Below are 23,599 nucleotides of genomic sequence, written 5' to 3' on the forward strand. Positions count from 1 at the left end.
ATTAAAAGATATAAAGTGTTTTATTTTAGTGTGTCATGAGCGTGATTTTTATAAAGACATTGTAAGTGATGTATTAAATTATGAAAACTTAAAAATATAAAAAGTACCCTAGTTAATAACTTATACTATGGGTTATAATTATATTATAACAAATAAGAAAACATAAAAGGATGTGCATTATGAATAAAAGGCTAATTGTCATAGACTTTGAAGTTCTATCAAATGCTAACTTCTGGATGTGCTGTATGAAAGATGTAAAAAGTGGATTAGAACATACTATAGTTAATGATAGAAATGAATTTTTAAGAGTGTTTAATAAAAATAGAAATAGTATATGGCTAGGATACAATATAAGAGGATACGACCAATGGATTATGAAGGCTTTACTTACAAATCTAAACCCTTGTATGGTATCAGATAAAATTATAAAAGAAAAACTTTCGGGATGGCAAATAGATAGATCTTTAAATAGCCAGGAGTTATTCTTCTTTGAATTAGGAGATGGATTTAAAAGTCTTAAAGAGCTAGAGTTATTTATGGGAGAAAGTATAGTAGAAAGTAGTGTATCTTTTGACCTTGAAACTTATCCAGATAAAGAAGAAATAGAAGAGTTAACAAGTTATTGCCTACACGATGTTAAGATGACATTAAAGGTTTTTAATGAATTAAAACATGAATATGAAGCTCAAGAAGCGTTGATAAACTACTTTAACTTAGAAGAAAGATTTTTTAATAAATCAAAAGCTCAATTAAGTAGTTCAATATTGGGAGCTAAAAGACCAAATTTCGAAAGAAATGATGAATTTGATTTTAATATAATAAATACACTAAAGCTAAGTAAATATGACTATGTAAAAAAGTGGTATGAAGACTTTAATAACAGAGATTATAAAAAAGGTCTAAAAACAAATGTATATAATCTAGAAACAGACTTCGGATGGGGAGGGCTTCATTCTGCAAGAAAACAATATATTAAAGAAGGTTTTATTATAAATAGTGATGTAAGCTCATTTTATCCATCAATAATAATTAACTACAATTTACTAAGTAGGAATGTATCAGAACCTAAAAAATATAAACAAATAAGAGATACTAGAATTGAACTTAAAAAAAATAAAGATCCTAAAGAATATCCATTAAAAATATTATTAAACTCAGTTTTTGGAGCATCAAAGGATAGAAAAAATTATTTATACGATCCTCAAGTTGGAAATGCAATATGTGTAAACGGTCAATTATTATTACTTGATTTTATTGAAAAAGTCGAACTTGAGTTTGAAGATAAAGCAGAGCTTATACAGTGTAATACAGATGGTGTTATGTTTAGATTCAATAGTAAAGAAGATGTTGATAAATATCTAAAGATTTGTGAAGATTGGTGTGAGAGAACAAAAATGGACTTAGACCATGATATGATAGAAAAAGTTATTCAAAAAGATGTTAATAATTATATAATTATACAAGCTGATAAAAAAGTAAAAAGTAAAGGAGCTTATGTTAAAACGTTAAGTTTATTGGATAATGATTTGCCTATAGTTAATAAAGCATTAAAAGAATATCTAATTAATAACGTAAGCATAGAAGATACTATTTTAAATTGTAATAATCTAATAGATTTTCAAAAGTGCGTTAAAATAACTGGTGCTTATAAATATGCTTTATATGGACAAGAGAAGATAAACTTAAAAGTAATAAGGGTGTTTGCAAGTAAATTAGCAAGTGATCCTTGTATAATGAAGGTTAAAGATGACTTTAAAAGTCCTGAGAAAATAGGTAATACACCAGATAGGGTATTTATAGTAAATGATAATATAGTATATATGAAAATACCTTCTAAACTAGATAAGTATTGGTATATTAATTTAGCTAAGAAAAGATTAGAAGACTTTGCACCTGAGCCAGAAATAACTTTATTTGATTTATAATATTAAAAAATATAAACTACTTGTAAAATAAACTTATTAAAAAAGCTTTTCTTGATTCACTCTTTATTGACTTTTTCCACGTACAATAGTACAATGATAAAAAATTCGAAATTTGAGGTGAAAAAATGATTAATTTTTCTTGCTAATTTTTAAAGTACATTTAATACAAAGATAAACAGATGTGTTCTGTTTGTTTTGCTGTACTTATGCAAGAAAGTTATTCTTTTTTCTCTTAATATATACACATGTGTTATGCTATAATGATTAGCTTAACTACGTATATCTATGAGCTGTAAGAATAACTAATTCTTGCGGCTCTTACTTTTTTATAAATAATTCGATAAGGAGGATAAATAATATTATGATAAATAGAGACACTTTGCTAACACATGACAATCTCCATATAGAGTCGGATACTGCAGGCGACACTTATATGGAGTAATAACAAGATCGCCTATTGTTCCGACTTTGTTATTTATACTATTAAATACAGAGGAGGACAAAAATATGTCTTTAATAAATGTTACAAATCTAACCTTTGCTTATGAAGGTAGCTATGATAATATTTTTGAAAATGTAAGTTTTCAAATTGATACCGATTGGAAATTAGGCTTTACTGGAAGAAATGGAAGAGGAAAGACTACTTTTCTAAATCTTTTGCTTGGGAAATACGAACATAATGGAAACATTTCAGCTGATGTGACTTTTGAATATTTTCCTTATGAGGTGCAGGAGCAAAGCAATTTCACCATAGATGTTATAAGGGGGATTAGTCCAAATTCAATGGATTGGGAAATAGTAAAGGAATTATCTTTGTTAGATATGGGCTACGATGCTTTATATAGACAGTTTTATACACTATCTAAAGGAGAGCAGACCAAAGCATTGTTGGGTGCTATGTTTTTGAAAGAGAACTCCTTCTTACTTATTGATGAGCCTACCAATCATTTGGATGCTGAAGCTAGACAAAAACTATGTAATTACCTGAAAAAAAAGAAAGGATTTATTCTGATTTCACATGATAGGTCTTTCTTGGATAATTGCGTTGACCATATTTTGTCTATTAATAAAACTAATATTGAAATACAAAAAGGAAATTTTTCTTCATGGTGGAGAAACAAAGAATTACAAGATGGTTTTGAGTTAGCAGAAAACGAAAAATTGAAAAAGGATATTAACAGACTTTCCAGCTCGGCAAAACGTACATCTACATGGTCAAATAGTGTTGAAAGCAGCAAGTATAGAACTACTAATTCTGGGAGTAAATTAGATAAAGGATATGTTGGACATAAAGCAGCAAAAATGATGAAGCGTGCAAAAAATATAGAAGCTAGACAACAAAACATGATTGAGGAAAAATCAAAGCTTCTTAAAAATATTGAATCTAATGAAAGTTTAAAAATAGTACCGCTTACTTTCCATGATGAAAAGCTTGTAGAACTTACAGATGTTGCAATTGAATATGATGATAGAATTGTCTGTGAAGGAGTAAACTTTACTATAGAACAAGGTGAAAGAATTGCTATTCAAGGAAAGAATGGAAGCGGAAAATCAAGTATATTGAAATTAATTTATGGAGAAGACATCCCCCATAGTGGGATTGTAAGAAAGAATGATAAGTTAATCATTTCGTATGTTTCACAAGATACTTCAGATTTATATGGTAACTTATCTAAGTATGCAGATCAACACTGTATTGACGAGAGTTTATTTAAATCAATGCTTAGAAAACTTGATTTTTCAAGAGAACAGTTTGAAAAGAATATCGAGGATTTTAGTGAAGGACAGAAGAAAAAGCTATTGCTTGCCGAAAGTTTGTGTAAACGGGCACATTTGTATATTTGGGATGAACCATTGAATTTTATTGATGTCATATCTCGTTTGCAGATTGAGAAATTGTTAATTGAACATAAACCTACTATTTTGTTTGTTGAGCATGATAGTGCATTTTGTGAAGATGTTGCAACAAAAATAATAAAATTGTAAAGGTAGAAATGGAGATTAATATGTTTAATGGAAATATAAAAGTAACACACAATTGGCTCCATGCAAAGCCAGATGTTTTGGGCGACGCTTGCATGGAGTAGTATAAGTCGCTAATTATACTGGCTTTGCTCACTAACTATTAATAGTGAGGAGGAAGCCTACATGAAACAGGCAAAAACGAAATATGGAAAAATGAAACAAATAGTATCAAATTTAAAATTACCTGATTATAGATACGAGCAGCTTACAAAAGCTATTTTTCATCAAAGAATAGATCATTTTGATGATATGCATATACTACCAAAAGCGTTAAGGATAGCTTTAGTAAATGAGTTTGGAAATAATGTATCTAGTGTAAAACCTCTTTTTTCACAAGATTCTAAACAAGCTCAAAAATTGTTATTCGAATTGACCGATGGAGAAAGAATAGAAGCTGTTGGACTAAAGTATAAACAGGGGTGGGAATCATTTTGCATTTCTTCCCAATGTGGCTGTGGTTTTGGATGTCGTTTTTGCGCAACAGGAGGTGGTGGATTCAAACGCAATCTTACTGCTGATGAGATAACTGACCAATTACTTTATTTCTATTTTAATGACCATAGATTAAATAGTATTTCATTTATGGGAATGGGTGAGGCTTTTGCAAATCCGGAGTTATTTGATGCAGTAAAAATTTTAACTGATCAAAATTTATTTGGATTAAGTCAACGAAGAATTACTATTTCAACAATTGGCATTATACCGGGAATTCAAAGATTGACCAATGAATTTCCACAAGTGAATCTGGCTTTTTCACTTCATTCACCATTTGAAAGTCAAAGAAGCGATTTAATGCCTATAAATAAAAGATTTCCATTGAATGAAGTAATGAAGACATTAGATGAACATATCATTCATACGGGTCGACGAGTGTTTATTGCTTATATTATGCTTGAAGGAATCAATGATTCGAAAGAACATGCAGAGGCATTTATAGGATTATTGAAAAATCGTGGTTCATGGGAGCATTTATATCACATTGATTTGATACCTTATAATTCTACGGATAAAACAACGTTTAAATTTCAATCTTCAAGTGCTATCAAGCAATTCTGCAGTACACTAAAGAAAGCTGGTGTTAGTGTAACTGTTAGAACACAATTTGGTTCTGAAATTAGTGCGGCTTGCGGGCAGTTGTGTTATGAAAATGAATTATGATGTTATTTCAAAAATATCCATTTGAGTAAAGAAATTGAATATTCGAGACACATGCCGTTTGTTGAAAATATGATAAATATTTAGAAGTTCTAACTAAATGGTTAGATGAGAGTGATTAAAATTAAATAAATTTATATAAAGATAGAGATTAAGCATATATGTTTAATCTCTTTTTTCTTACAAGGAGATTAGCAATTAATCTACATTTTAACTTATATTCTTTATAATTTACTTATTTTCTTTATAAAGATATTAGGATCATACCAATTATCAAAACGTAGGAACTTAAATGGTTGATGTACATTAATTACTTGTTCTGGACAATTGTATATACACCTCATGCACAAACCGCAATTCCAGTGAAATTTTACCCTACGTTTAATAATATTTATATTATGATTAGGACAATTATTAACACACTTACCGCAACGTGTACAACTATTTTTGGCATAAAAAAACTTACCCAAAATATGAGCGCCATACCACTCTAATCTACCAATAAAAGCTACAATTTTTACTAAAGCACTACTACTTGGAAGATAAGGAATTCTATCTATTAAATTTTGTACCGTTATAGGTATTTTTTTATCTGCTTCATCAACAAGTTCTTTTATTTTTTTGTCATCATATTTAACTACAAAATTTGATGGCATAGCAAATAACTTATTATAAAATACTTTAAAACCTTTTTTATTCAATTTTTTGATGAGTAAATTAGATGAAGCATAATTTATCAAGTGGTCCTCTCCGGCTGTATTTATTATAAATGTATCCATAAAGTCTGTTTCTGGTAAGTGCTTTACAAAATTTAACACAATTTGAGGTGCATTAAAAGAATGTACAGGATAAGCTATTCCTACAGCATCATATGATATTAAATGAATATCAGGTACCCCCTCGATATTTTCAATTTTAATGCAATCTACACAAACTTGTTGGTTTTTAAGCTCTTGCTTTATTTTATTAACAATGTATTTTGTCATACCAGTTCCAGAAAAGTAAAATATACATACTTTATTCAAAATAAGCCCTCCATTATTAAAATAATCACTTGTTACAGTTATTTTAACATAGCACTAAGAAATTTAATAGAAAATAATACTGTTTGAATACTAGAGCAAATTAATTCTATAGATATCTAATTAAATTAATATTATATATTCGGGTTGAATTAATTTAAAAATTTAACAAATAATCAAAAAATAAAAAATATATTGACGAATTAAATAATATAATGATATTCTTAATATAAGACTAGTCTAATATATTATACAAAAAGATTTGTATATTGTACAAACAACTTTAAATTATGAAAGTAGAATCAAAAAACTATATTGATAAGGTGGAAAGTATATTATGAATAAACATTTGAAAGAGATTAATGAATTTATTGATAGTAGAAGAGAGGAAATCCTTGATTTATGGCGTGAAATAGTAAATCTAGAAAGCTATACTGGGGACAAGCAGAGTGTAAATGTAGTAGCTAATAGGCTTAAACTAGAACTAGAAAAAGATGGTTTTGATGTAGAATTAATTGATGTCGGTAAAAAAAATGGAGATACTTTAGTAGCAACTCTAGGAAGCGATAGAGGCAATGAACCAGTAATATTTTCTGGACATATGGATACAGTTTTTGAAAACGGAACATTTGGAGAAAATCCATTTAGGATTGAAGATGGAAAGGCTTATGGTCCAGGGGTACTAGATATGAAGGGTGGTATTGTTATTGCACTATATGTAATTAAAGCTTTGAACCATATTGGTTACAAGGAAAGACCATTAAAAGTTATAATCTCTGGTGACGAAGAACAAATACATGAGGGGTCTACTGGAGCAGAAGTATTGTCAGATGCGGCAAAAGGTGGATACTGCTCTTTTAATATGGAGACAGGATTAGTAGACAACTGTTTATGTATTGGAAGAAAAGGTAGAATTGGGTGTGAAGTAACGGTAGAAGGTGTAGAGACTCATGCGGGAAATGATTTTACAGGAGGTAGAAATGCTATTGAAGAAATGGCACATAAGATACTTGAATTACAAAAACTAACAAACCTTGAAGAAGGAAGAACGGTTAGTGTCAGTGTGATAAAAGGTGGAAGAATACCTAATGCAATACCAAAGGATTGTAAAATAGAGATAGATATAAGATTTGCAAAAGTTGGAGATATGGAATCTATAAAACAAAAAATTAATGATATAAGTGCTAAAATTTATGTAGAGGGAACTACGACAAAAGTTAATTATATAGCTGAAATGATGGCATTTGAGACGAATGAAAACGTTATAAAATTCTATGATTTTGTTAGTCAAGTTTGTGAGGAAAATAACTTTGGTAAATTTGGATCGAGACCATTGGGTGGAAGTTCCGATGCTAGCTATTTAACAATAGCTAAAGTTCCAACATTGTGTTCGTTTGGAGTTAGAGGAGAATGGAATCATACAGAGAGAGAATATGCGATAGTAGAATCTGTATTTGAAAGAGCTAAAGTTTTATCAACAATTGTACTTAATTTAGATAAGTTTAAATATTAGTAGCAAAAAAGTAAGTCAGACAAAAATAAATACTAAATTCAGTAGGGAGATTAAACATGGATAAAGCAAATGAGGCAAACAAGGTAACTTGGAAAGGCTACCTGTCATTATTTGTACTTATAGTATTATTCTCTGGAGTTTTCAAAGATGCGGATAACTTTTTAAAAGCATTTGACTTTGCAAATTTAACAGGAAGCTTTGGTCAAATAGTAGATGGAGTTGACTTTACAGGTAAAGGCGGAACAGGAGCTAAAGATGGTTTCTTATTCGCGTTGACACTAGTTCCTACTGTAGCGCTTGCAGTTGGAATTATCGATGTAGTTGAATCAATGGGTGCTATGAAAGCAGCAGCGAAGATATTTAACCCAATACTTAGACCATTACTTGGTATCCCAGGGACTGCTGGTGTAGCATTTGTATCATCGTTTACAAGCTCAGACGTTGCTTCAATAATGACTAAAGAGCTTGTTGAAAGTGGAGATATGACGGATGATGAGCGTACAATATTCGTTGCATATCAATACGCAGGTTCGGCAGTAATACTAAATACTATAAATACTCAGGCTCCACTTCTTCCAATAGCGCTTATGGCAGTTGGGCCAATTATATTGATAGAGATATTCTGTAAGTTATTAGGTGCAAATATGATAAGATTGTATATAAACATGAAGAATAAAAAGCAAAGGAGTGTTGCATAATGTCTCAACCAGCAGGTAATACAGTAGAGAACAATAAGCCAAAGAAGTCTACCGTTGAGATATTTATGAACGGGGCTAAAAAAGGATTTTATATAGGTGTTGAACAAATACTACCTGCCATGATAATGGGATATATGATTGTAACATTCCTACAATTAACAGGGCTAGTTGATCTATTTGGAAAAGTATTTGGACCAGTTATGGGGTTATTTGGACTTCCGGGAGAGTCAGTAGTTGTATTAATTTCTGCATTCTTCGCAAAGGCAGCTGGTGCGGCTACAGCAGCGAATTTATTTGCTCAAGGTATGATAACAGCGTCACAAGCTACAATTCTAATAATTCCATGTATGCTAATGGGAACATTAGTTGGACACTATGCAAGAATAGTATTAGTTGCAAATACTAGTGCAAAATATAGAGGGATAATGCTTTTAGTTCCTATATTTGACTCAATAGTTGGTATGTTATTAATGAGATTATTCTTGACGGTTACAGGAAATGTATAGGATGATTTTAAAAAAAATAATGTCCACAAGTTTTAACAAATAGCGTTGTTTATATATAATTATAGAGATTAGTTAAAAGGGTAGCTTTGTTGCTACCCTTAATTTTAGAATTAAAGAGTATTGAATGTGATGTTGGTAATGCCTTTTTACTTAAGGTTAAATTAAGGATACTGTATTATAATCTAAACCATTGAACAAAAACAAATAAAAAAGGAGTAATATTAATTATGAGAAAAGATAACAAAAAAAGAAAAAATCCAGTGGTTCTAGCGTTATACACAATATCAATACTTTTAGGTATTTACACAATATTTACAATATATTGCTCATATACATATATTTCAAGTCTAGGATCTCAAGGTCTTGTAATAAAGGATGAATTACAAAGTGTAATAAACTATTTCGGAACGGCTTCTGTACCATTCCTATTCTACTCAATAGCTACATTTGCAATAGGATATATTATCGATAAACTAAACTACATAACAAATGATTTTAAAAAATTTAATAGAGAAGATATAAAAGAAGAAACTATAATTACAGATAATAATGAAGACATAAGCGAAGATATAAAAGAAGAAGCTATAATTATAGATAATAATGAAGATATAAGCGAAGATATAAAAGAAGAAATATAAGTAATTTATAAATAAAAGGTGTAGCAGAACAGCTAAACCTTTTTTGTAGGTAACTACGGGAATGCTTGGTACGATTTACCTTTAGCATTTAATATAGCATGGTATGAGCAAAAAGCTGTTATAGTATTATTATCATTATTGTACCTAGGGGTTAAGAATATCCACTTAGGCCCTACATTACCAGCATTTTTATCACCAAATGTAGCTAAAATTTTAGTTGAAAACTTTGGAATAGCTGGATATTAGCTGTGATAAAGGAAGCCTAGCCGAACCTTATCATATAAAAAATTTGAGTCTAAAATATTGACGTAGACACCAATTATAGTTATACTCATTTAAATTAGACCAAAACCAATGAGTTGGTAAGTATGTTTATGAAGCTACTTTATAAATGTAATAATTATTAAAATACTAAAGAATTTTAAAAATATTTACAATCCCGATATATTATGCTACAATTACTTACAACAAATAAAATTTAATAGGAATTACCTCATCTAATGAAAAGATTGAGGTAGAGGTCGCATTTACTAAGATTAATATTGAACAGGTCGGAAGCCAGTGAAGCAATATAAAAGGAGTAAGTGCCGAAGTGCTAGTGTCCAAAGCTAGTGCTGGGGCTGTATTTAATAAGTACAGTACTGTCATCAAAATTATCCTGAATTTTGATGGAGAGCTATCTTAAATAAGATAAAGGGAAGATGTAGGTATGTTGTTTTAGCACATTCAGCTCAACATGTATTCATGTTGAGCTTTTTTACATCTATACAAACTTAGATAGACAAAGGGAAAGCAATTAAATATTTTGACTTAAAAATGGGGGAATTATAAAAATGAGTAATTTAAGAAAGAAAAAGTTTACTATGCCGCAGACACTTACTATAATATTTTTACTAATAATATTAATGGCAGTTCTTACTTGGATAGTACCAAGTGGAAGTTTTGAAAGAGTAGATATAGAAGGAAGAGCGGTTGTTGTAGCTGGAACTTATGAAAAAGTATCATCAAATCCACAAGGAGTTACTGAAGTATTTACAGCACCTATAAATGGATTTATAGATGCAGCTGAAGTAGTTGGATTTGTTTTAATCGTTGGAGGAGCTTTTGGAATTGTTAATAAAACAGGAGCCATAGAAGCCATTATAGCTCATACTGTAAATAAAATGAAGAAATTTCAATTTTTAATAATACCTATCTCAATGATTTTATTTGGACTAGGTGGAACGACATTTGGAATGAGTGAAGAAACACTACCTTTTTATATGATATTTATTCCACTTATGACTAGCATGGGTTATGATTCATTAACAGCAGTGGCAACAGTATTTATAGGAGCAACAGCCGGATTTGGAGCAGCTACTACTAATCCTTTCTCTGTAGGAATAGCACAAGCACTTTCACAAATAGCACCAGGCTCTGGAATAGAGTATAGAGTTATTATGTTTTTAATTTATATGGCTATAAGTATAGGATTTGTTATGATGTATGCTAATAAAGTTAAAAAAGATCCTACAAAGTCTTTAGTTCAGGATATATCACTGAATCAAGAAGCTATAGCCAATAGTGATACAAACATAAAAGAGTTTACAAAAAGAGAAGCTATGGTAATAGCTATTTTCACATTAGGCATGGGAATTATGGTATATGGAGTTTTAAAACAAGGATGGTATATAAGTGAAATTGCAATGATATTTACAGCTATTGGTATAATATCAGGAATAGCATCAGGGCTTAAACAAGATGAAATAGTTAATTCATTTATAAGTGGAGCAAGTGATTTAATTTCAGCAGGATTATGTATAGCATTTGCACGTGGAATAGTAATAATAGCAGAAAATGGATATATAATAGATACAATCTTAAATTCTGCAGCAAATGTATTAAATGGATTACCAAAAGCTATATTTATAAATTTAACTTTCTTAATAGAGGGTTTAATAGCATTTTTAATACCGTCAGCATCAGGACTTGCATCACTTACAATACCTGTTCTTGCACCACTGGGGGATTTAGTAGATGTATCTAGACAAATGATAGTTACAGCTTATCAATTTGGAATAGGTGTAACAAACTTAATAACACCTACATCAGGAGTTTTAATGGGAGCACTAGCACTAGCAAATATTCCTTGGTCAAAGTGGGTTAGATTCGTAATGCCTTTAATTATAGTATTAGTAATTACTACAATGGTATTTTTAACAACAGGCTTATATATAGGTTTCTAATATAGGAGGAAAATAATGATAGAAAGTATTAAGAAAAGATCTTATGAGATAGAAGAAGAACTTGGAAAAGAAATTGAAGAAGTATGTGATTTTATATTTAATAATCCAGAACTAGGAGAAGAAGAATATATATCATCTAAATACTTAGTCGATAAAATGAAGGAATATGGATTTGATACAACTTATCCATACTGCAATATAGATACTGCTTTTAGAGCAGAGCTAGGAGATAATGATGGTCCTACTATAGCATTTTTAGCAGAGTATGATGCATTACCTGGATATGGAGAAAATAAAGAACCAGCTCATGCTTGTGGGCATAACTGGATTGCGGCATCGACATTAGGGGCTTGTATAGTATTAAGTAAATTAAAAGAAAATTTTAAAGGAAAAATTTTATTAATAGGAACACCAGCTGAAGAAACGACAGGAGGAAAATGTGATTTAGTTAAAGCAGGGGCTTTTGAAGATATCGATGTATGTTATCAGATGCATATAGAAGCTTTTAATAATATAAACTGCAAGGCTTTGGCAATAGATTCAATAGAGTTTAGTTTTGAAGGAGTAGCAGCACATGCAGCTAGTCATCCTCATATGGGAGTTAATGCATTAGATGCAGTACAACTTACCTTTGCAGGAATAAATGCACTAAGACAACATGTAAAATCAGATGTTAGAATACATGGGATAGTTTCAGATGGAGGAGAAGCTCCAAATATAGTTCCAGAAAAAGCATCTTGTAAGTTTTTCATAAGAGCAAGTGAAAGAGGTTATTTAGATGAAGTAACTAAAAAGGTTATAAATTGTGCAAAAGGTGCAGAGTTAATGACAGGTGCTAAGCTTTCTTACAGTTATTTTGAAAATTCTTTTGACAATATAATTAGCAACAAGGTGCTTCAAGATATAACAAAGAATAATTTAATTGAGGTAGGTATAACGAATATATTAGAAGGAAAAGATGGCCCAGTAGGCTCTACAGATATAGGCAATGTAAGTCAAGTTTGTCCTACTATGTATACAGAAATAGCTCTAGATATAAATCCAATGGTATATGTTCACGAAAAAGAGTTTTTAAATTATGCAAATTCCAAGGAAGCTTACGATAAACTTCACAAATCAGTAAAGGCAATGGTGGGATGTGCATTAGAGATTTATTTAAAAGATGGATTACTTGATGAGATTAAGAAAAATCACTTAAATAAAGCTGATTTTTAAAATAGAACAAAAGAGGTATTACCAAAAAATTGGTAATACCTTTTTGTTAAGCTTATTTTAGAACCTTTAAGTAAACACTATATAGATAGATGCAAACAGCTGTGGATAATACAGATATAATTGAAGCTACTAGAATAGATAGCTTCGCAATATCTACCAAAACTAAATCATGTATAAAAGCGATCTCCGTTACAAATATAGACATAGTAAAGCCAATACCTGCCAATAGAGATACTAAAAACAAAGACACCCAACTAGTATTCTTAGGCTTTTCAGTAATTTGAAGCAAACTTCCTATATATGTAAATAGGATTATTCCAAGAGGCTTTCCCACGCACAATCCTATAATAATACCTAAAATTAACGGATAAGAACTAGAGATATCTATGTTATATACTAATACTATTCCAGTATTGGCAAACGCGAATAACGGAACTATGAACAAATTATTAATAGGAGTTAAAATTTTCTGGAGTCTGTCTAATGTACATATTTTGCTATGTCCAGATGACGGTATAGATATTGCTAATAAAACACCACTAATGGTAGAGTGTATACCACTTAGATGGATAAAGTACCAAAGGCATAACCCTGCAATAAGATAGTATAAAATACTTTGTATATTGAATATTTTATTTGCTATTATAAGTAAAAAAAATATAATAATAGCAATTATTAAAAAAGGTAATTTTATATTCAGAGAATAAATTACTCCAATGCATATTATTGATATTAAATCATCGACAACCGCCAATGATAGCAAAAATACACTAAGTTTAGGATCTAGTTTATTTTTGAATATATAAAATACGCCTACTGCAAAAGCTATATCAGTTGATATAGGTATGCATATTCCACTTAAATAAGAAGTATTTTTATTGAATATAAAATAAATTATTGCAGGTAAAGCCACACCGCCTATTGCAGCAATTATAGGAAAAGATGCCTTTTTAAGAGTAGATAGATTCCCGTGAAGTACTTCGTGTTTAATCTCAAGACCTGCAACTAAAAAAAATATTGACATTAAAAAATCATTTATAAACATATGTAATGAGAAATCGTTTACTATGTATACATCGTTAAATATATTATGATATATTTTACTAAACGGGCTATTGCAAATGATAATAGCAGATATTGTAGCAAAAATAAGCATAATACTTGTTATTAATTCTATTCTAAAATTCTTCTTTTTATATATTTTAATAAATCCCAATCAATCACCAACTAACTTTAATTCTATTTATGATAAAAATAAAATATTACCTATAAATAATTCTATGATTGGACTAATAGGTTTAATCACCAAAATAAAAAAGATTATATAGAGTGTTTGAGGTTATATACTTAAATAATATCTTGTTAATTTAAATAATAAATAGTGGTCTTGATTTCGTCGATTCATCTCAGCTATTAAATCCACGAAAACACATTTATAATTTTTTCAATGTGTTTTTTAGTATCTAAGATATATTTTATAAAATAATCATTTAAATTGTATCAGCTAGTTTTGAGTATAAAGTGCTAAATACAGAAATAGTCTCATAGGATATAATAAAATTAAATTTAGAGGTGAAGTATGAAAAAATATAGAAGACAACAACAAAATTCATATAAGTATACCTTAGCTAATACTAATCTAAGAGAAGAAAAATCTACTTCTTCAAATGTAATCACTGTAATACCGGTAGGGTCTAAGGTTCAAGTTATAGAAGCTGAAGAAGATTGGTATGAAGTATCATATAATGGACAAAGAGGGTATGTATATAGCGATTATTTATCCAAAACAAAATTTACATGGACAGATGTTACTTTAAGGTCTTATCCATCTGCTGAGTCTAATCCAGTAACTATAATTCCTCCAAAATCTATAGTACAAGTGTTATCTGTAAATGGAGACTGGAGTCATGCTATGTATGATAATCAAGAAGGATATATATTTAGCTATTTCCTTTCTGATGATGGAAATCCACCTGAAGAATATGATTTTAAGTACTTTTACACGGATATGACAAAGTTTGTAAATGATAATGAAATTAAAAGCCCCACTATAAATTTAATTACAACAGATTTAGAAAATAAGCTTACTTATATATTTGAAAAAAATCAAGATGGTTCATGGAATTTACTGTATAAGTGGCTATGTACAATTGGTAAACCAAGTACACCAACTATTAAGGGAACTTTTTATGTTAGCGGTAGAAAGCCTTACTTTGGCTCTGATACTTATAGAGTAAAGTACGCTACTAGAATTCGAGGTAGCTACTACTATCATTCAATTTTATTTAATGCAGAAGGAACTGAAATAATTGATGATAGACTTGGGATGGCCTTGAGCCATGGATGTATTAGATTAGCTGTAGAAAATGCTCATTGGATTTATAATAATGTATTAGATAAAACTACTATAATTATAAATTAATTTAACATATAGGCTAGGAGGGGTTTTTATTTAATCAAAAAAAATACTAATTAAATTAAATCGATATACATTAAATTAATATATATAAGCTAAAAAAGCCTTCAGCTAATAAGTAGTTGAGGGTCTTTTTAGATTAAATATATTTTCAATACGAAAGACAGTATCTTTTTCAAATTCAAAAATAGTGTTTTAAGACACTAAAAAATCTATTTTCTTCGCTAAGCAATTATTTTCAATTATCTGATTTAGTATTATTTATATGAGCAGTTCCCCAATGATTCATTGCATCTAAGACTGGTTTTAGTGTCTGACCAAGTTCAGTAAGTGAATAATCAACTCTTGGTGGAACCTCAGGGTAAACTTTTCTGCTAACAAGCCCATCGGCTTCCATTTGTCGAAGTTGCTGTGTAAGCATCTTTTGACTTATATCTTTAATTCCCCTGTTAAGTTCATTGAATCTTTGTGTACCATTGTCCATTAGATTTCTAAGAATGAGCACTTTCCATTTGTGACCAATCAAGTTTACTGTATGCTCAATAGGGCATGATTTATTACATGGCATTTTATTATCTCCTTAAGTTATTATACAATACTTACTTTTTGGTAAGTATATCACAAAAAGGTGCCTACTTGCAATAAGTAAGTATGGAATTTATAATTTGATTATGAATTAATTTAATTCAATGAAATGTCGTAGAATTAAGTTGTGATGAACTAGCGCGCTGATTATCAACTACAATTTTACACATAATATTTTAAAGGGAGGAATATTTTTATGAATAAAATTAATATAGGAGATTTACTTGATTTTGAAGCCGAAAAGAGTGCACGTAAGGCTATTTTTAAAGAGGGGCAGCTTGATGTGGGACTTCTACTTTACGAACCTGGGCAAACGACAACGGAACATAAACATTCTAATATAGACGAGGTTTTTTATGTCATTTCTGGTGAAGGAACTATAACGATAAATAACGAAGAACTTGTATTAAGTGAGAAAGATATTATTTTATCTCCCAAAGGAGAGACTCATGGCTTTTGTAACACTAGTTCATCAAATTGGGTTGTATTGCAAATTAAGATAAAAAGTTAAGTCGCTATTAACTGGCAAATTTAAAAACTTAGGTAGTAATTATTATAGAATGGATGTGTTTAAATGTTTAAACGAATAGACCATGTTGCATTTGCGGTAAAGGATAGACAAAGATCAATTGATTTTTATGAGAAACATTTTGGATTTAGGAAATATTTTGAACACGATGTTCCAGGTATGCCTGAAATTGAAAAAGTAGTTTATCTTAAATTAGGAGATACCGTTTTAGAATTTGAGCATTGGACTGAAGAGAAGGAAAAAAGTGGATATCATTTCTGCCTTATAAGCGATGATTTTGATGCCGATTACCAAAGACTAAAAAACGCAGGTGTTCCAACTGTGATCGAACCACATATTCCTAGTCCAAGGGTACCAGAAGAAATCGGATGGAAAAGAGTTATCTTCAAAGGACTTGATGGTGAATTGATTGAAATTAGAGGCTAGTTATTGCAAAAAATATTAAGCATTAGACTTATCATAAAAAATTATATATGTAGTAATTTATGCAGTATGTGGTGGTCCAAGCAAAGGATTAGATAAGTCCACAGGTAAAACTATGTTTGAGGCAAGGATCTCTAGGAAACTTATAATTTGGGAGATAAATGATTTAAGAATAGAAAACTAATGTAGAAAAAAGGAGAGCTTAATTTGCTCCCCTTTTTTTATTTGAAAATATGCTGTATTTTAATTATAAAAGTTAAATAATCCTCAGAATTTTAATATTTACTTGTATTAGAAACTAATCATCTTGTCATAAAAAGAAGGATATTAAGTAAAATTGAAGAACTATATTAATAAGATTCAGACGTAATTTGCACAATTATATTTTTTATATATATAAACATAACTTATAACATAAAAATATAAAAAAAAGGAGTTAGTTTATATGAACCTACAAGCAAAGTGGATAAATTTATTAAATCCAATATATATTGAAGACGAAGCTAAGCGAAAAAAAATGCAGATTATAATATTTTTCACGATAACATTTGGCCTTACCTATTTGTTAGGACTAATATTATGTTTCAGGGAGTATATCGACCCTGAGAGTTTCGCCGGATTTATAATGATATTGCCATTGAGTTCAGTTTCCATTGCTAAATTTTATACAGAAGGAAGAAATAATGAAAAACATAAGTTTTATTCTGGAATGATATTCTTTTTTATCCTTTCTATATTGTTATTTACGCTTTCATCGTTAAAAGTGATAAATGCAGAGCAATTCGAATGTATAAATTATTTATTAGTATTGATAAGTAGTATAGCTATTATTATTTATTCAACTAATTTAAGTGATTTTTACATTTTTAAAAATATAAAAATTGGAGCTTAGTAATAGGTAAGGGAGGTCATGGAGCCGAGCCTTTTAATTGTATAGATCCAATTGCTATAGGTTCGGAAATCTATTCAGCGATACAAAAATTAGCTTATAAGATAAACAATCCTAAAGAGCCATCTATTATATCAGTTTGCTCATTTCATTCAGGTAATTCTAGAAATATAATTCCAGATATTTGTGAAATTGAAGGAACTGTAAGGTCTATAAGCACTGAAAATGTCAATTATATAATGAATAGAATTGAAGAGATTGCTAGTAATTATACAAAAGCATATAAAGCAAAATACCAGTTCCATAGAAGTGGTATTTGCTTTCCTGTAATAAACGATAAAAATTTAGTAAATAAAATGGTCGATTCTGCAACTAAATTTCTTGAAAGCAAATACATAGATGTAATTGATTACCCAGCAATGACATCTGATGATTTTTCTGAATATACATCAAAGATACCAGGACTTTATGTATATATTGGATCTTCCTCAGAGGAGGATAAAAAGCTATCCGAAAAATTACACAGCAGCATATTTGATTTAGATGAAAGATTATTAAAAAATGCAATAAATATATTTTCTGGATTTATAATTGATTATTTAAATGAATAAAGAACGATTAATCTATATATGAATTAAAGAATAAAGAAATAAGGTGCAGTATTTGCACCTTATTTTAACAAATCATCTTCTACTAAGATAAATTTTTTCAATTAGACTTACTACGGCGTACATTGCCCAAGCACAAACTGCTAAAACAATAACTCCCATCATAACGAGATCTAGTTTGAAAACCTGACTTCCGTATACAATTAAATATCCAATACCATATCTAGAAACTAAAAATTCCCCTACAATTACTCCAACCCATGCCATACCTATATTTATCTTAGTTAAATTGATTAAATTGGCAGTATTTGCGGGTAGAATAAGTTTAAAAAGAATTTGAAGTTTAGTTGCTCCAAAACTTCTAAGCATTTTCACTTTTTCTTCTTCTACATTTATAAAGTAGTTGTAAGCTGAAAGAATTGTTACAACTATTGATATAGCAACGGCAGTTACTATAATTCCCTCAACTCCTGCGCCAACCCATACGATTATTATTGGGGCAAGGGCTGTTTTTGGAAGTGCATTTAGTACAACTAAAAAAGGATCTAGTATTTTAGATATTTTTTCAGACCACCATAAAATAATGGCGATAATAATACCAAAAAAAGTACCTATTGCTAATCCTACTATTGTTTCGTATACAGATACTCCTATATGTTTGAATAACTCTCCATTAGAAGCATATTGCAAAAATAAATTATAGATATTACTAGGCTTACTAAATAGAAAAGTATCTATTATTTTCATATTGGCTAATAATTCCCATAATAATGTAAACACAACTAATATTAGTATCTGATAAAAGAGTATTTTTCTCTTTTCTAATTTCTCCTTTTTTAAATAACTAAGATATCCATCTGACTCTTTACTAAATCTCATAAGTGTCCAGCTCCTTCCATAAAAGATCAAAGTATGTTTGGAATTCTGGGACCTTACGTGTTTTAATTGGTATTTTTTCACCTTCAACTTTTATATCTATATCGTAAATGTTTTTAATTGTGGCCGGTCTCCTAGATAAAACAGCAACCTTATCAGATATACTTATGGCTTCCCCTATATCATGTGTAACCAAAATAGTCGATTTATTTTCATTTTTAATAATCCTATAGACATCGTCACAAACTAGGAGTCTAGTCTGGTAATCTAGAGCAGAGAAAGGCTCATCTAAAAGCAGTATATCAGGATCTACTGATAAGGTTCTTATTAAAGCGACTCTTTGTTTCATACCGCCTGAGAGTTCCTTTGGATACATATTTCTAAAATCCCATAAGTCGTATGTCTTTAGTAGCTTTTCAATTCTTTCAAGTGATTCTTTATCCTTTTTCTTCCCCTGAACTTCCAAGCCAATAGTTATATTATCCATAATATTTCGCCACTCAAGTAAATTGTCTCTTTGGAACATGTATCCGATGTTTCCATTTATATTTATATCACCTCTAGTTGGCTTTAATAATTTTGTTAATATATTTAATAAAGTTGATTTACCGCTTCCAGATGGTCCAACTAGTGTCAAAACTTCACCTTCTTTAAGGCTAAAGTTGATATTATCGAGGACTTTGAGTTCTCCCTCTTTATTGTAGAAGCTTTTGCATAGGTTCTTTACTTCTACTATGTTGTTATTCATTGTGACACCTCCTGTAGCTTTTAGCTCGTATACTAGTATGGTATTAAAATTTGGATAAATTTGTACCTATTTTTATGAATATATGAAAATATAATATGAAAATTACAGATATTTACACCGAAATTTACATAACTAGACAATAAATTGGTTTTAAATTGGCTATTATTGTTATATAATAAAGTAACTAATTTAAATAGAGGAGGAGAGCATATGGAAAAAAAGCAATTTGAGTGTCCTAAATGTGGATCAAATTCATATGAACATGATCAATTCCAAGCAACTGGGGGGAATTTTGCAAAAATTTTTGATGTACAAAATAAGAAATTTATTACAATAAGTTGCAAAAAGTGTGGATATACGGAACTTTATAAGGCAGATACATCATCTGGATGGAATATATTAGATTTCTTAATGGGCTAGAATTACATATTATAAGCAAATTCAATTAGATATTGTTACATAAAAAAGACTTGTTTTAATAAGTCTTTTTTAATTTATATAAGTTTTATTTTACACATCCAATACAGGAGATTCAAGTATTGTAAAAGTACGTTCTAAACTATTTATTTCTGCTTCTATACCATATGTAATAATGCAGTTTGGCGACGTATGACTACAATTTACATTATAAATTATAGGTAGATCAGATCTATTGGATTCAACTCCAACTACACTTCTGTAAACTTCTTTGTATTCATCATAGCACTTTTCATCTATTGGTTTTCCAACTACAATACCATTTATTACATTTAAAATACCTTGTGCAAGAAGATTCCTTCACTACCGATTAACATCTGAATTACATTTGTACAACCACCTAGAAGTCTCCCTCTTACCGTTCCGCTCCCTTGGATAAGTTCATATCCTTTTGTATCATTTTTAAGTTTACGTGATATAGTGGCATTTTTAGAGTCAGTCCATTCTAATACATCAGAAGTCCAGTGTGGGCTAGGCTTGATTTCTATGAAATTGTTTGTTGAAAATTTAGGTTTTATCATATTAATTTTACCTCCTTATCAGTTTTGTATAATACATCTATTTTATATAAGCATTTGATTCCTTTTATTATAAAGTGTCTTACAGCCAAAATGCAATGAACAAAACACTGCAAGGCAAGTAACTGTACACTGTGCGATAATTATTGCAATTTGATAGAGTATAGCTGTTGTGGTATAGTTCCAGATAGTATCTGTCCTGTCATCATTCCAGGTAAAGATATAATTCTCATACCAATCATTGAATTCAAAGTGGAAAAGAAAATGTTCTTTCTGATGTAAATTTTAACATATCAAAGGGAGATTTTATATCAATAATTGGTTCTAATGGTGCGTGAAAGAGTACGGTGCATAATAATAGCTATAATTCGTTAATAAAGAATTAAAATATATACTGAATTTTTTATGAGAAATATTTAATCTTATCTTAATTAAAAATTTTAGTTGTTGCTGTATAATATTTATATAAATAGTAAAGTAGAGGGGCTCAAGATGAAAAAAATACTTATTATAGAAGATGAAATAAATATATCTTCATTTGTAAAAATGGAGCTAGAATTTGAAGGTTATTCGACTCAAGTTGTAGAGGATGGCAATGAAGGTTTAGAGATCGCATTAAATAATAATTTTGATCTGATATTATTAGATCTTATGCTTCCAAGTCTCAATGGTATAGAAGTATGTAGAAGACTAAAAAAAGTAAAAGATACTCCTATAATAATGTTAAGTGCACGAGATAGTGTAATGGATAAAGTATCTGGATTACAGATGGGGGCAGATGATTATATAGCAAAACCATTTGCAATAGAGGAGTTATTAGCTCGAATTCAAGTTGTTTTTAGAAGAGAAGCTCCTTCTAAATCTAGGGTAATAAACTTTAAAGATTTATCTATAAATATAGAATCTAGGATAGTTAAAAAAGGTAGTGAAGAATTAAACCTAACTAATAAAGAATATGAGCTATTAATATACCTAATGGAAAATAAAGATAAGGTTATATCTAGATTTAGTTTGATAGAAAGTATTTGGGGATACGATTATGAAGCTGAGACTAATGTGGTCGATGTATATGTAAGACATTTAAGAAATAAATTAAATACAGAAGATAAAGATGAATATATCCAAACAGTAAGATCTGTTGGGTATGTTATGAGGACTTAATTATGTTAAAAAAACTTATAAGAAATATTTCTGTAAAACAAGAATTCACGTTAGTATCAATAGGAATAATAACTACTATTTTAATAATTTATAGTATAGCACAGGTATTAAGCTTTGGAATCTTTAGTATAAATAATCAAAAAATTCAAATTGAAAATACTTATAAAGATTTAAATGGTAGTATAGAGGAGATAAAGCAAAGTAGTAAAATAATAAATTTGATAACTAAAACTTCAGGTGAGAATATAAGAATTTATACAGGTAATAGTGTTTTATATAAAAGCGATACAGATAAATGGAAAAATATAAATTTAAATAATAATGAGGAGGTAAAGCTAAAGCTTATAAGATTTAGGCCATATGTATTATTAGATAAACCTATAGATTCTGGAAGATATAACTTGCAAATACTACAAAAGGTAGATGTGCTTACAGAATTTATGGAAAGATATGTAATTATATCTATAGGAATATTCATAATAAGTGTGTCCTTTAGTATTATTGGATCAATTTATTTATCAAATAAATTTTTAAGACGAATAAAGACACTTACAGATACAATGGAAGGAATAAAGAAAAACAATCTGAATAATAGGGTGGCAATTGAAGGCAGATATGATGAATTTGACCGAATGAATATATTATTTAATTCAATGATGGATGAAATACAAGAATCATTTGAGAGGCAGAGTCAATTTTCATCAGATGCATCTCATGAATTGAAAACACCACTTACTGTACTACAGGGCCATTTGAGGATGCTAAAGCGATGGGGCAAAAAAGATGAGGAAGTATTAAATAACTCTATAAATGTATGTTTAGATGAAAGTGATAGAATGATAAATTTAATTAATGAATTACTGGCTTTATCTAAAGTAGATAATTATGTAGTAAATCTCGATAAGATCAATCTTATAAATCCTATTGATATAATATTAGGAACTATAGAAAATTATAATATGCTGCATCCTAATATAGTTTTTAAGCTTGGCATAGTTGATGAGAATGCGAAAATTAAAATAAAAAAAGAGCATTTAAAACAATTGCTTATGATTATAATAGATAATTCTATAAAATATAATGATAAAGATGTATTAAAGATTGATATATATTTAGAAAGACGAGATACTAATGTAATTTTATCGATAAAGGACAATGGGATGGGAATTTCAAAGCCCCATATCATAAAGGTCACAAATAGATTCTTTAAAAGTGATGAATCAAGACAAAGAAACAATTCATATGGATTAGGGCTATCTATAGCTCAAAAAATAGTTTCATTATATAATGGAAAAATACAAATAGAAAGTGTTGAGAAAGAATATACAGAAGTAAAATTAATATTTTAAATCAATAAAAAATAAGATGTGTAAGATAGCTTTATTTACTTACACATCTTATTTTTTATTGATTATTTTTCATCAAATTTTAATTTTTAGTTAATTTA

General features: G+C 29.4%; 25 protein-coding genes, 1 pseudogene and 1 riboswitch. Of the genes and pseudogenes, 18 read left to right on the forward strand and 8 right to left on the reverse strand.

Going from position 1 to position 23,599, the window contains the following annotated elements; all coding sequences use genetic code 11:
* Positions 1–179: 179 nt before the first annotated feature.
* From J2Z43_RS02185 to J2Z43_RS02195, 3 genes are all read left to right on the forward strand, one after another.
* Positions 180–1,925: a hypothetical protein gene (locus J2Z43_RS02185; protein WP_234925936.1), complete on the forward strand. Its 1,746-nt coding sequence runs from the start codon at positions 180–182 to the stop codon at positions 1,923–1,925.
* Between the two features lie 507 nt (positions 1,926–2,432).
* Entirely contained in the window at positions 2,433–3,911 is a 1,479-nt protein-coding gene (locus tag J2Z43_RS02190; protein WP_209455647.1) for an Lsa family ABC-F type ribosomal protection protein, read from the forward strand.
* A gap of 162 nt (positions 3,912–4,073) precedes the next feature.
* Complete coding sequence (locus tag J2Z43_RS02195; protein WP_209455648.1) at positions 4,074–5,108, forward strand: Cfr family 23S rRNA (adenine(2503)-C(8))-methyltransferase; 1,035 nt, start codon at positions 4,074–4,076, stop codon at positions 5,106–5,108.
* A gap of 221 nt (positions 5,109–5,329) precedes the next feature.
* Here J2Z43_RS02195 and J2Z43_RS02200 read toward each other — a convergent pair whose 3' ends face one another.
* Complete coding sequence (locus tag J2Z43_RS02200; protein ID WP_209455649.1) at positions 5,330–6,130, reverse strand: EFR1 family ferrodoxin; 801 nt, start codon at positions 6,128–6,130, stop codon at positions 5,330–5,332.
* Positions 6,131–6,464: 334 nt separating this feature from the next.
* Between J2Z43_RS02200 and J2Z43_RS02205 the strand changes: the two genes are divergently transcribed.
* From J2Z43_RS02205 to J2Z43_RS02235, 7 genes and pseudogenes are all read left to right on the forward strand, one after another.
* On the forward strand, positions 6,465–7,640 hold the full coding sequence (locus tag J2Z43_RS02205; RefSeq protein ID WP_209455650.1) for a M20 family metallopeptidase: 1,176 nt from the start codon (positions 6,465–6,467) through the stop codon (positions 7,638–7,640).
* A 56-nt stretch (positions 7,641–7,696) separates the two neighbouring features.
* Positions 7,697–8,338, forward strand: a complete 642-nt coding sequence (locus tag J2Z43_RS02210) for a nucleoside recognition domain-containing protein (RefSeq protein WP_209455651.1) — start codon at positions 7,697–7,699, stop codon at positions 8,336–8,338.
* On the forward strand, positions 8,338–8,844 hold the full coding sequence (locus J2Z43_RS02215) for a nucleoside recognition domain-containing protein (RefSeq protein WP_209455652.1): 507 nt from the start codon (positions 8,338–8,340) through the stop codon (positions 8,842–8,844). Before J2Z43_RS02210 ends, J2Z43_RS02215 begins: the two co-directional genes overlap by 1 nt.
* A 227-nt stretch (positions 8,845–9,071) precedes the next feature.
* Positions 9,072–9,482 carry a hypothetical protein gene (locus J2Z43_RS02220; protein WP_209455653.1) on the forward strand — a complete coding sequence of 137 codons (411 nt, stop codon included), beginning with the start codon at positions 9,072–9,074 and terminating at the stop codon, positions 9,480–9,482.
* A 72-nt stretch (positions 9,483–9,554) separates the two neighbouring features.
* Positions 9,555–9,728, forward strand: a pseudogene (locus J2Z43_RS02225) (hydroxylamine reductase); the annotation flags it as partial.
* Positions 9,729–9,989: 261 nt separating this feature from the next.
* Positions 9,990–10,169, forward strand: a riboswitch (Lysine riboswitch).
* Between the two features lie 146 nt (positions 10,170–10,315).
* On the forward strand, positions 10,316–11,707 hold the full coding sequence (locus J2Z43_RS02230) for a YfcC family protein (RefSeq protein WP_209455654.1): 1,392 nt from the start codon (positions 10,316–10,318) through the stop codon (positions 11,705–11,707).
* Positions 11,708–11,722: 15 nt separating this feature from the next.
* A complete protein-coding gene (locus J2Z43_RS02235; protein ID WP_209455655.1) occupies positions 11,723–12,922 on the forward strand; it encodes a M20 family metallopeptidase in 1,200 nt (399 codons plus the stop codon).
* A 52-nt stretch (positions 12,923–12,974) separates the two neighbouring features.
* Here the strand turns inward: J2Z43_RS02235 and nhaA are convergent, their stop codons facing one another.
* Positions 12,975–14,138, reverse strand: a complete 1,164-nt coding sequence (nhaA, locus tag J2Z43_RS02240) for a Na+/H+ antiporter NhaA (protein ID WP_209455656.1) — start codon at positions 14,136–14,138, stop codon at positions 12,975–12,977.
* Between the two features lie 363 nt (positions 14,139–14,501).
* Between nhaA and J2Z43_RS02245 the strand changes: the two genes are divergently transcribed.
* Positions 14,502–15,344, forward strand: coding sequence for a L,D-transpeptidase family protein (locus J2Z43_RS02245; protein WP_209455657.1), 843 nt, complete (start codon positions 14,502–14,504; stop codon positions 15,342–15,344).
* A 232-nt stretch (positions 15,345–15,576) separates the two neighbouring features.
* Here the strand turns inward: J2Z43_RS02245 and J2Z43_RS02250 are convergent, their stop codons facing one another.
* On the reverse strand, positions 15,577–15,906 hold the full coding sequence (locus J2Z43_RS02250) for a winged helix-turn-helix transcriptional regulator (RefSeq protein ID WP_209455658.1): 330 nt from the start codon (positions 15,904–15,906) through the stop codon (positions 15,577–15,579).
* Between the two features lie 213 nt (positions 15,907–16,119).
* Between J2Z43_RS02250 and J2Z43_RS02255 the strand changes: the two genes are divergently transcribed.
* The 4 genes from J2Z43_RS02255 (at position 16,120) to J2Z43_RS14980 (ending at position 18,375) form a co-directional block, all read left to right on the forward strand.
* The gene (locus J2Z43_RS02255) at positions 16,120–16,434 is read left to right on the forward strand and encodes a cupin domain-containing protein (RefSeq protein WP_209455659.1); all 315 of its coding nucleotides are present in this window, start codon (positions 16,120–16,122) and stop codon (positions 16,432–16,434) included.
* Between the two features lie 63 nt (positions 16,435–16,497).
* Positions 16,498–16,878: a VOC family protein gene (locus tag J2Z43_RS02260; RefSeq protein ID WP_209455660.1), complete on the forward strand. Its 381-nt coding sequence runs from the start codon at positions 16,498–16,500 to the stop codon at positions 16,876–16,878.
* Positions 16,879–17,320: 442 nt separating this feature from the next.
* A complete protein-coding gene (locus tag J2Z43_RS02265; protein WP_209455661.1) occupies positions 17,321–17,767 on the forward strand; it encodes a hypothetical protein in 447 nt (148 codons plus the stop codon).
* A 2-nt stretch (positions 17,768–17,769) separates the two neighbouring features.
* Positions 17,770–18,375, forward strand: coding sequence for a peptidase dimerization domain-containing protein (locus tag J2Z43_RS14980; protein WP_209456351.1), 606 nt, complete (start codon positions 17,770–17,772; stop codon positions 18,373–18,375).
* Positions 18,376–18,447: 72 nt separating this feature from the next.
* Here J2Z43_RS14980 and J2Z43_RS02275 read toward each other — a convergent pair whose 3' ends face one another.
* Both J2Z43_RS02275 and J2Z43_RS02280 read right to left on the reverse strand, forming a co-directional pair.
* On the reverse strand, positions 18,448–19,251 hold the full coding sequence (locus tag J2Z43_RS02275) for an ABC transporter permease (protein ID WP_209455662.1): 804 nt from the start codon (positions 19,249–19,251) through the stop codon (positions 18,448–18,450).
* Complete coding sequence (locus J2Z43_RS02280; protein WP_024621366.1) at positions 19,241–19,996, reverse strand: ABC transporter ATP-binding protein; 756 nt, start codon at positions 19,994–19,996, stop codon at positions 19,241–19,243. The genes J2Z43_RS02275 and J2Z43_RS02280 overlap by 11 nt, the downstream gene beginning before the upstream one ends.
* Before the next feature lie 210 nt (positions 19,997–20,206).
* Here J2Z43_RS02280 and J2Z43_RS02285 point away from each other — a divergent pair, with 210 nt between their 5' ends.
* Positions 20,207–20,416 (forward strand): zinc ribbon domain-containing protein, encoded by a 210-nt coding sequence (locus J2Z43_RS02285; RefSeq protein ID WP_209455663.1) that lies wholly within the window; start codon positions 20,207–20,209, stop codon positions 20,414–20,416.
* Between the two features lie 90 nt (positions 20,417–20,506).
* Here J2Z43_RS02285 and J2Z43_RS15395 read toward each other — a convergent pair whose 3' ends face one another.
* From J2Z43_RS15395 to J2Z43_RS15400, 3 genes are all read right to left on the reverse strand, one after another.
* On the reverse strand, positions 20,507–20,752 hold the full coding sequence (locus J2Z43_RS15395; protein WP_209456352.1) for a hypothetical protein: 246 nt from the start codon (positions 20,750–20,752) through the stop codon (positions 20,507–20,509).
* Positions 20,746–20,994, reverse strand: coding sequence for a S66 peptidase family protein (locus J2Z43_RS02295; protein ID WP_209455664.1), 249 nt, complete (start codon positions 20,992–20,994; stop codon positions 20,746–20,748). The genes J2Z43_RS15395 and J2Z43_RS02295 overlap by 7 nt, the downstream gene beginning before the upstream one ends.
* A 140-nt stretch (positions 20,995–21,134) precedes the next feature.
* Positions 21,135–21,233, reverse strand: coding sequence for an ABC transporter permease (locus J2Z43_RS15400; protein ID WP_343749127.1), 99 nt, complete (start codon positions 21,231–21,233; stop codon positions 21,135–21,137).
* A 250-nt stretch (positions 21,234–21,483) separates the two neighbouring features.
* Here J2Z43_RS15400 and J2Z43_RS02305 point away from each other — a divergent pair, with 250 nt between their 5' ends.
* Together J2Z43_RS02305 and J2Z43_RS02310 are read left to right on the forward strand one after the other, a co-directional pair.
* Positions 21,484–22,152, forward strand: a complete 669-nt coding sequence (locus J2Z43_RS02305) for a response regulator transcription factor (RefSeq protein WP_209455665.1) — start codon at positions 21,484–21,486, stop codon at positions 22,150–22,152.
* A 2-nt stretch (positions 22,153–22,154) separates the two neighbouring features.
* The gene (locus tag J2Z43_RS02310) at positions 22,155–23,501 is read left to right on the forward strand and encodes a sensor histidine kinase (protein ID WP_209455666.1); all 1,347 of its coding nucleotides are present in this window, start codon (positions 22,155–22,157) and stop codon (positions 23,499–23,501) included.
* Positions 23,502–23,599 lie beyond the last annotated feature (98 nt).

This window comes from Metaclostridioides mangenotii (assembly GCF_017873185.1).
Lineage (GTDB): Bacteria > Bacillota > Clostridia > Peptostreptococcales > Peptostreptococcaceae > Metaclostridioides > Metaclostridioides mangenotii.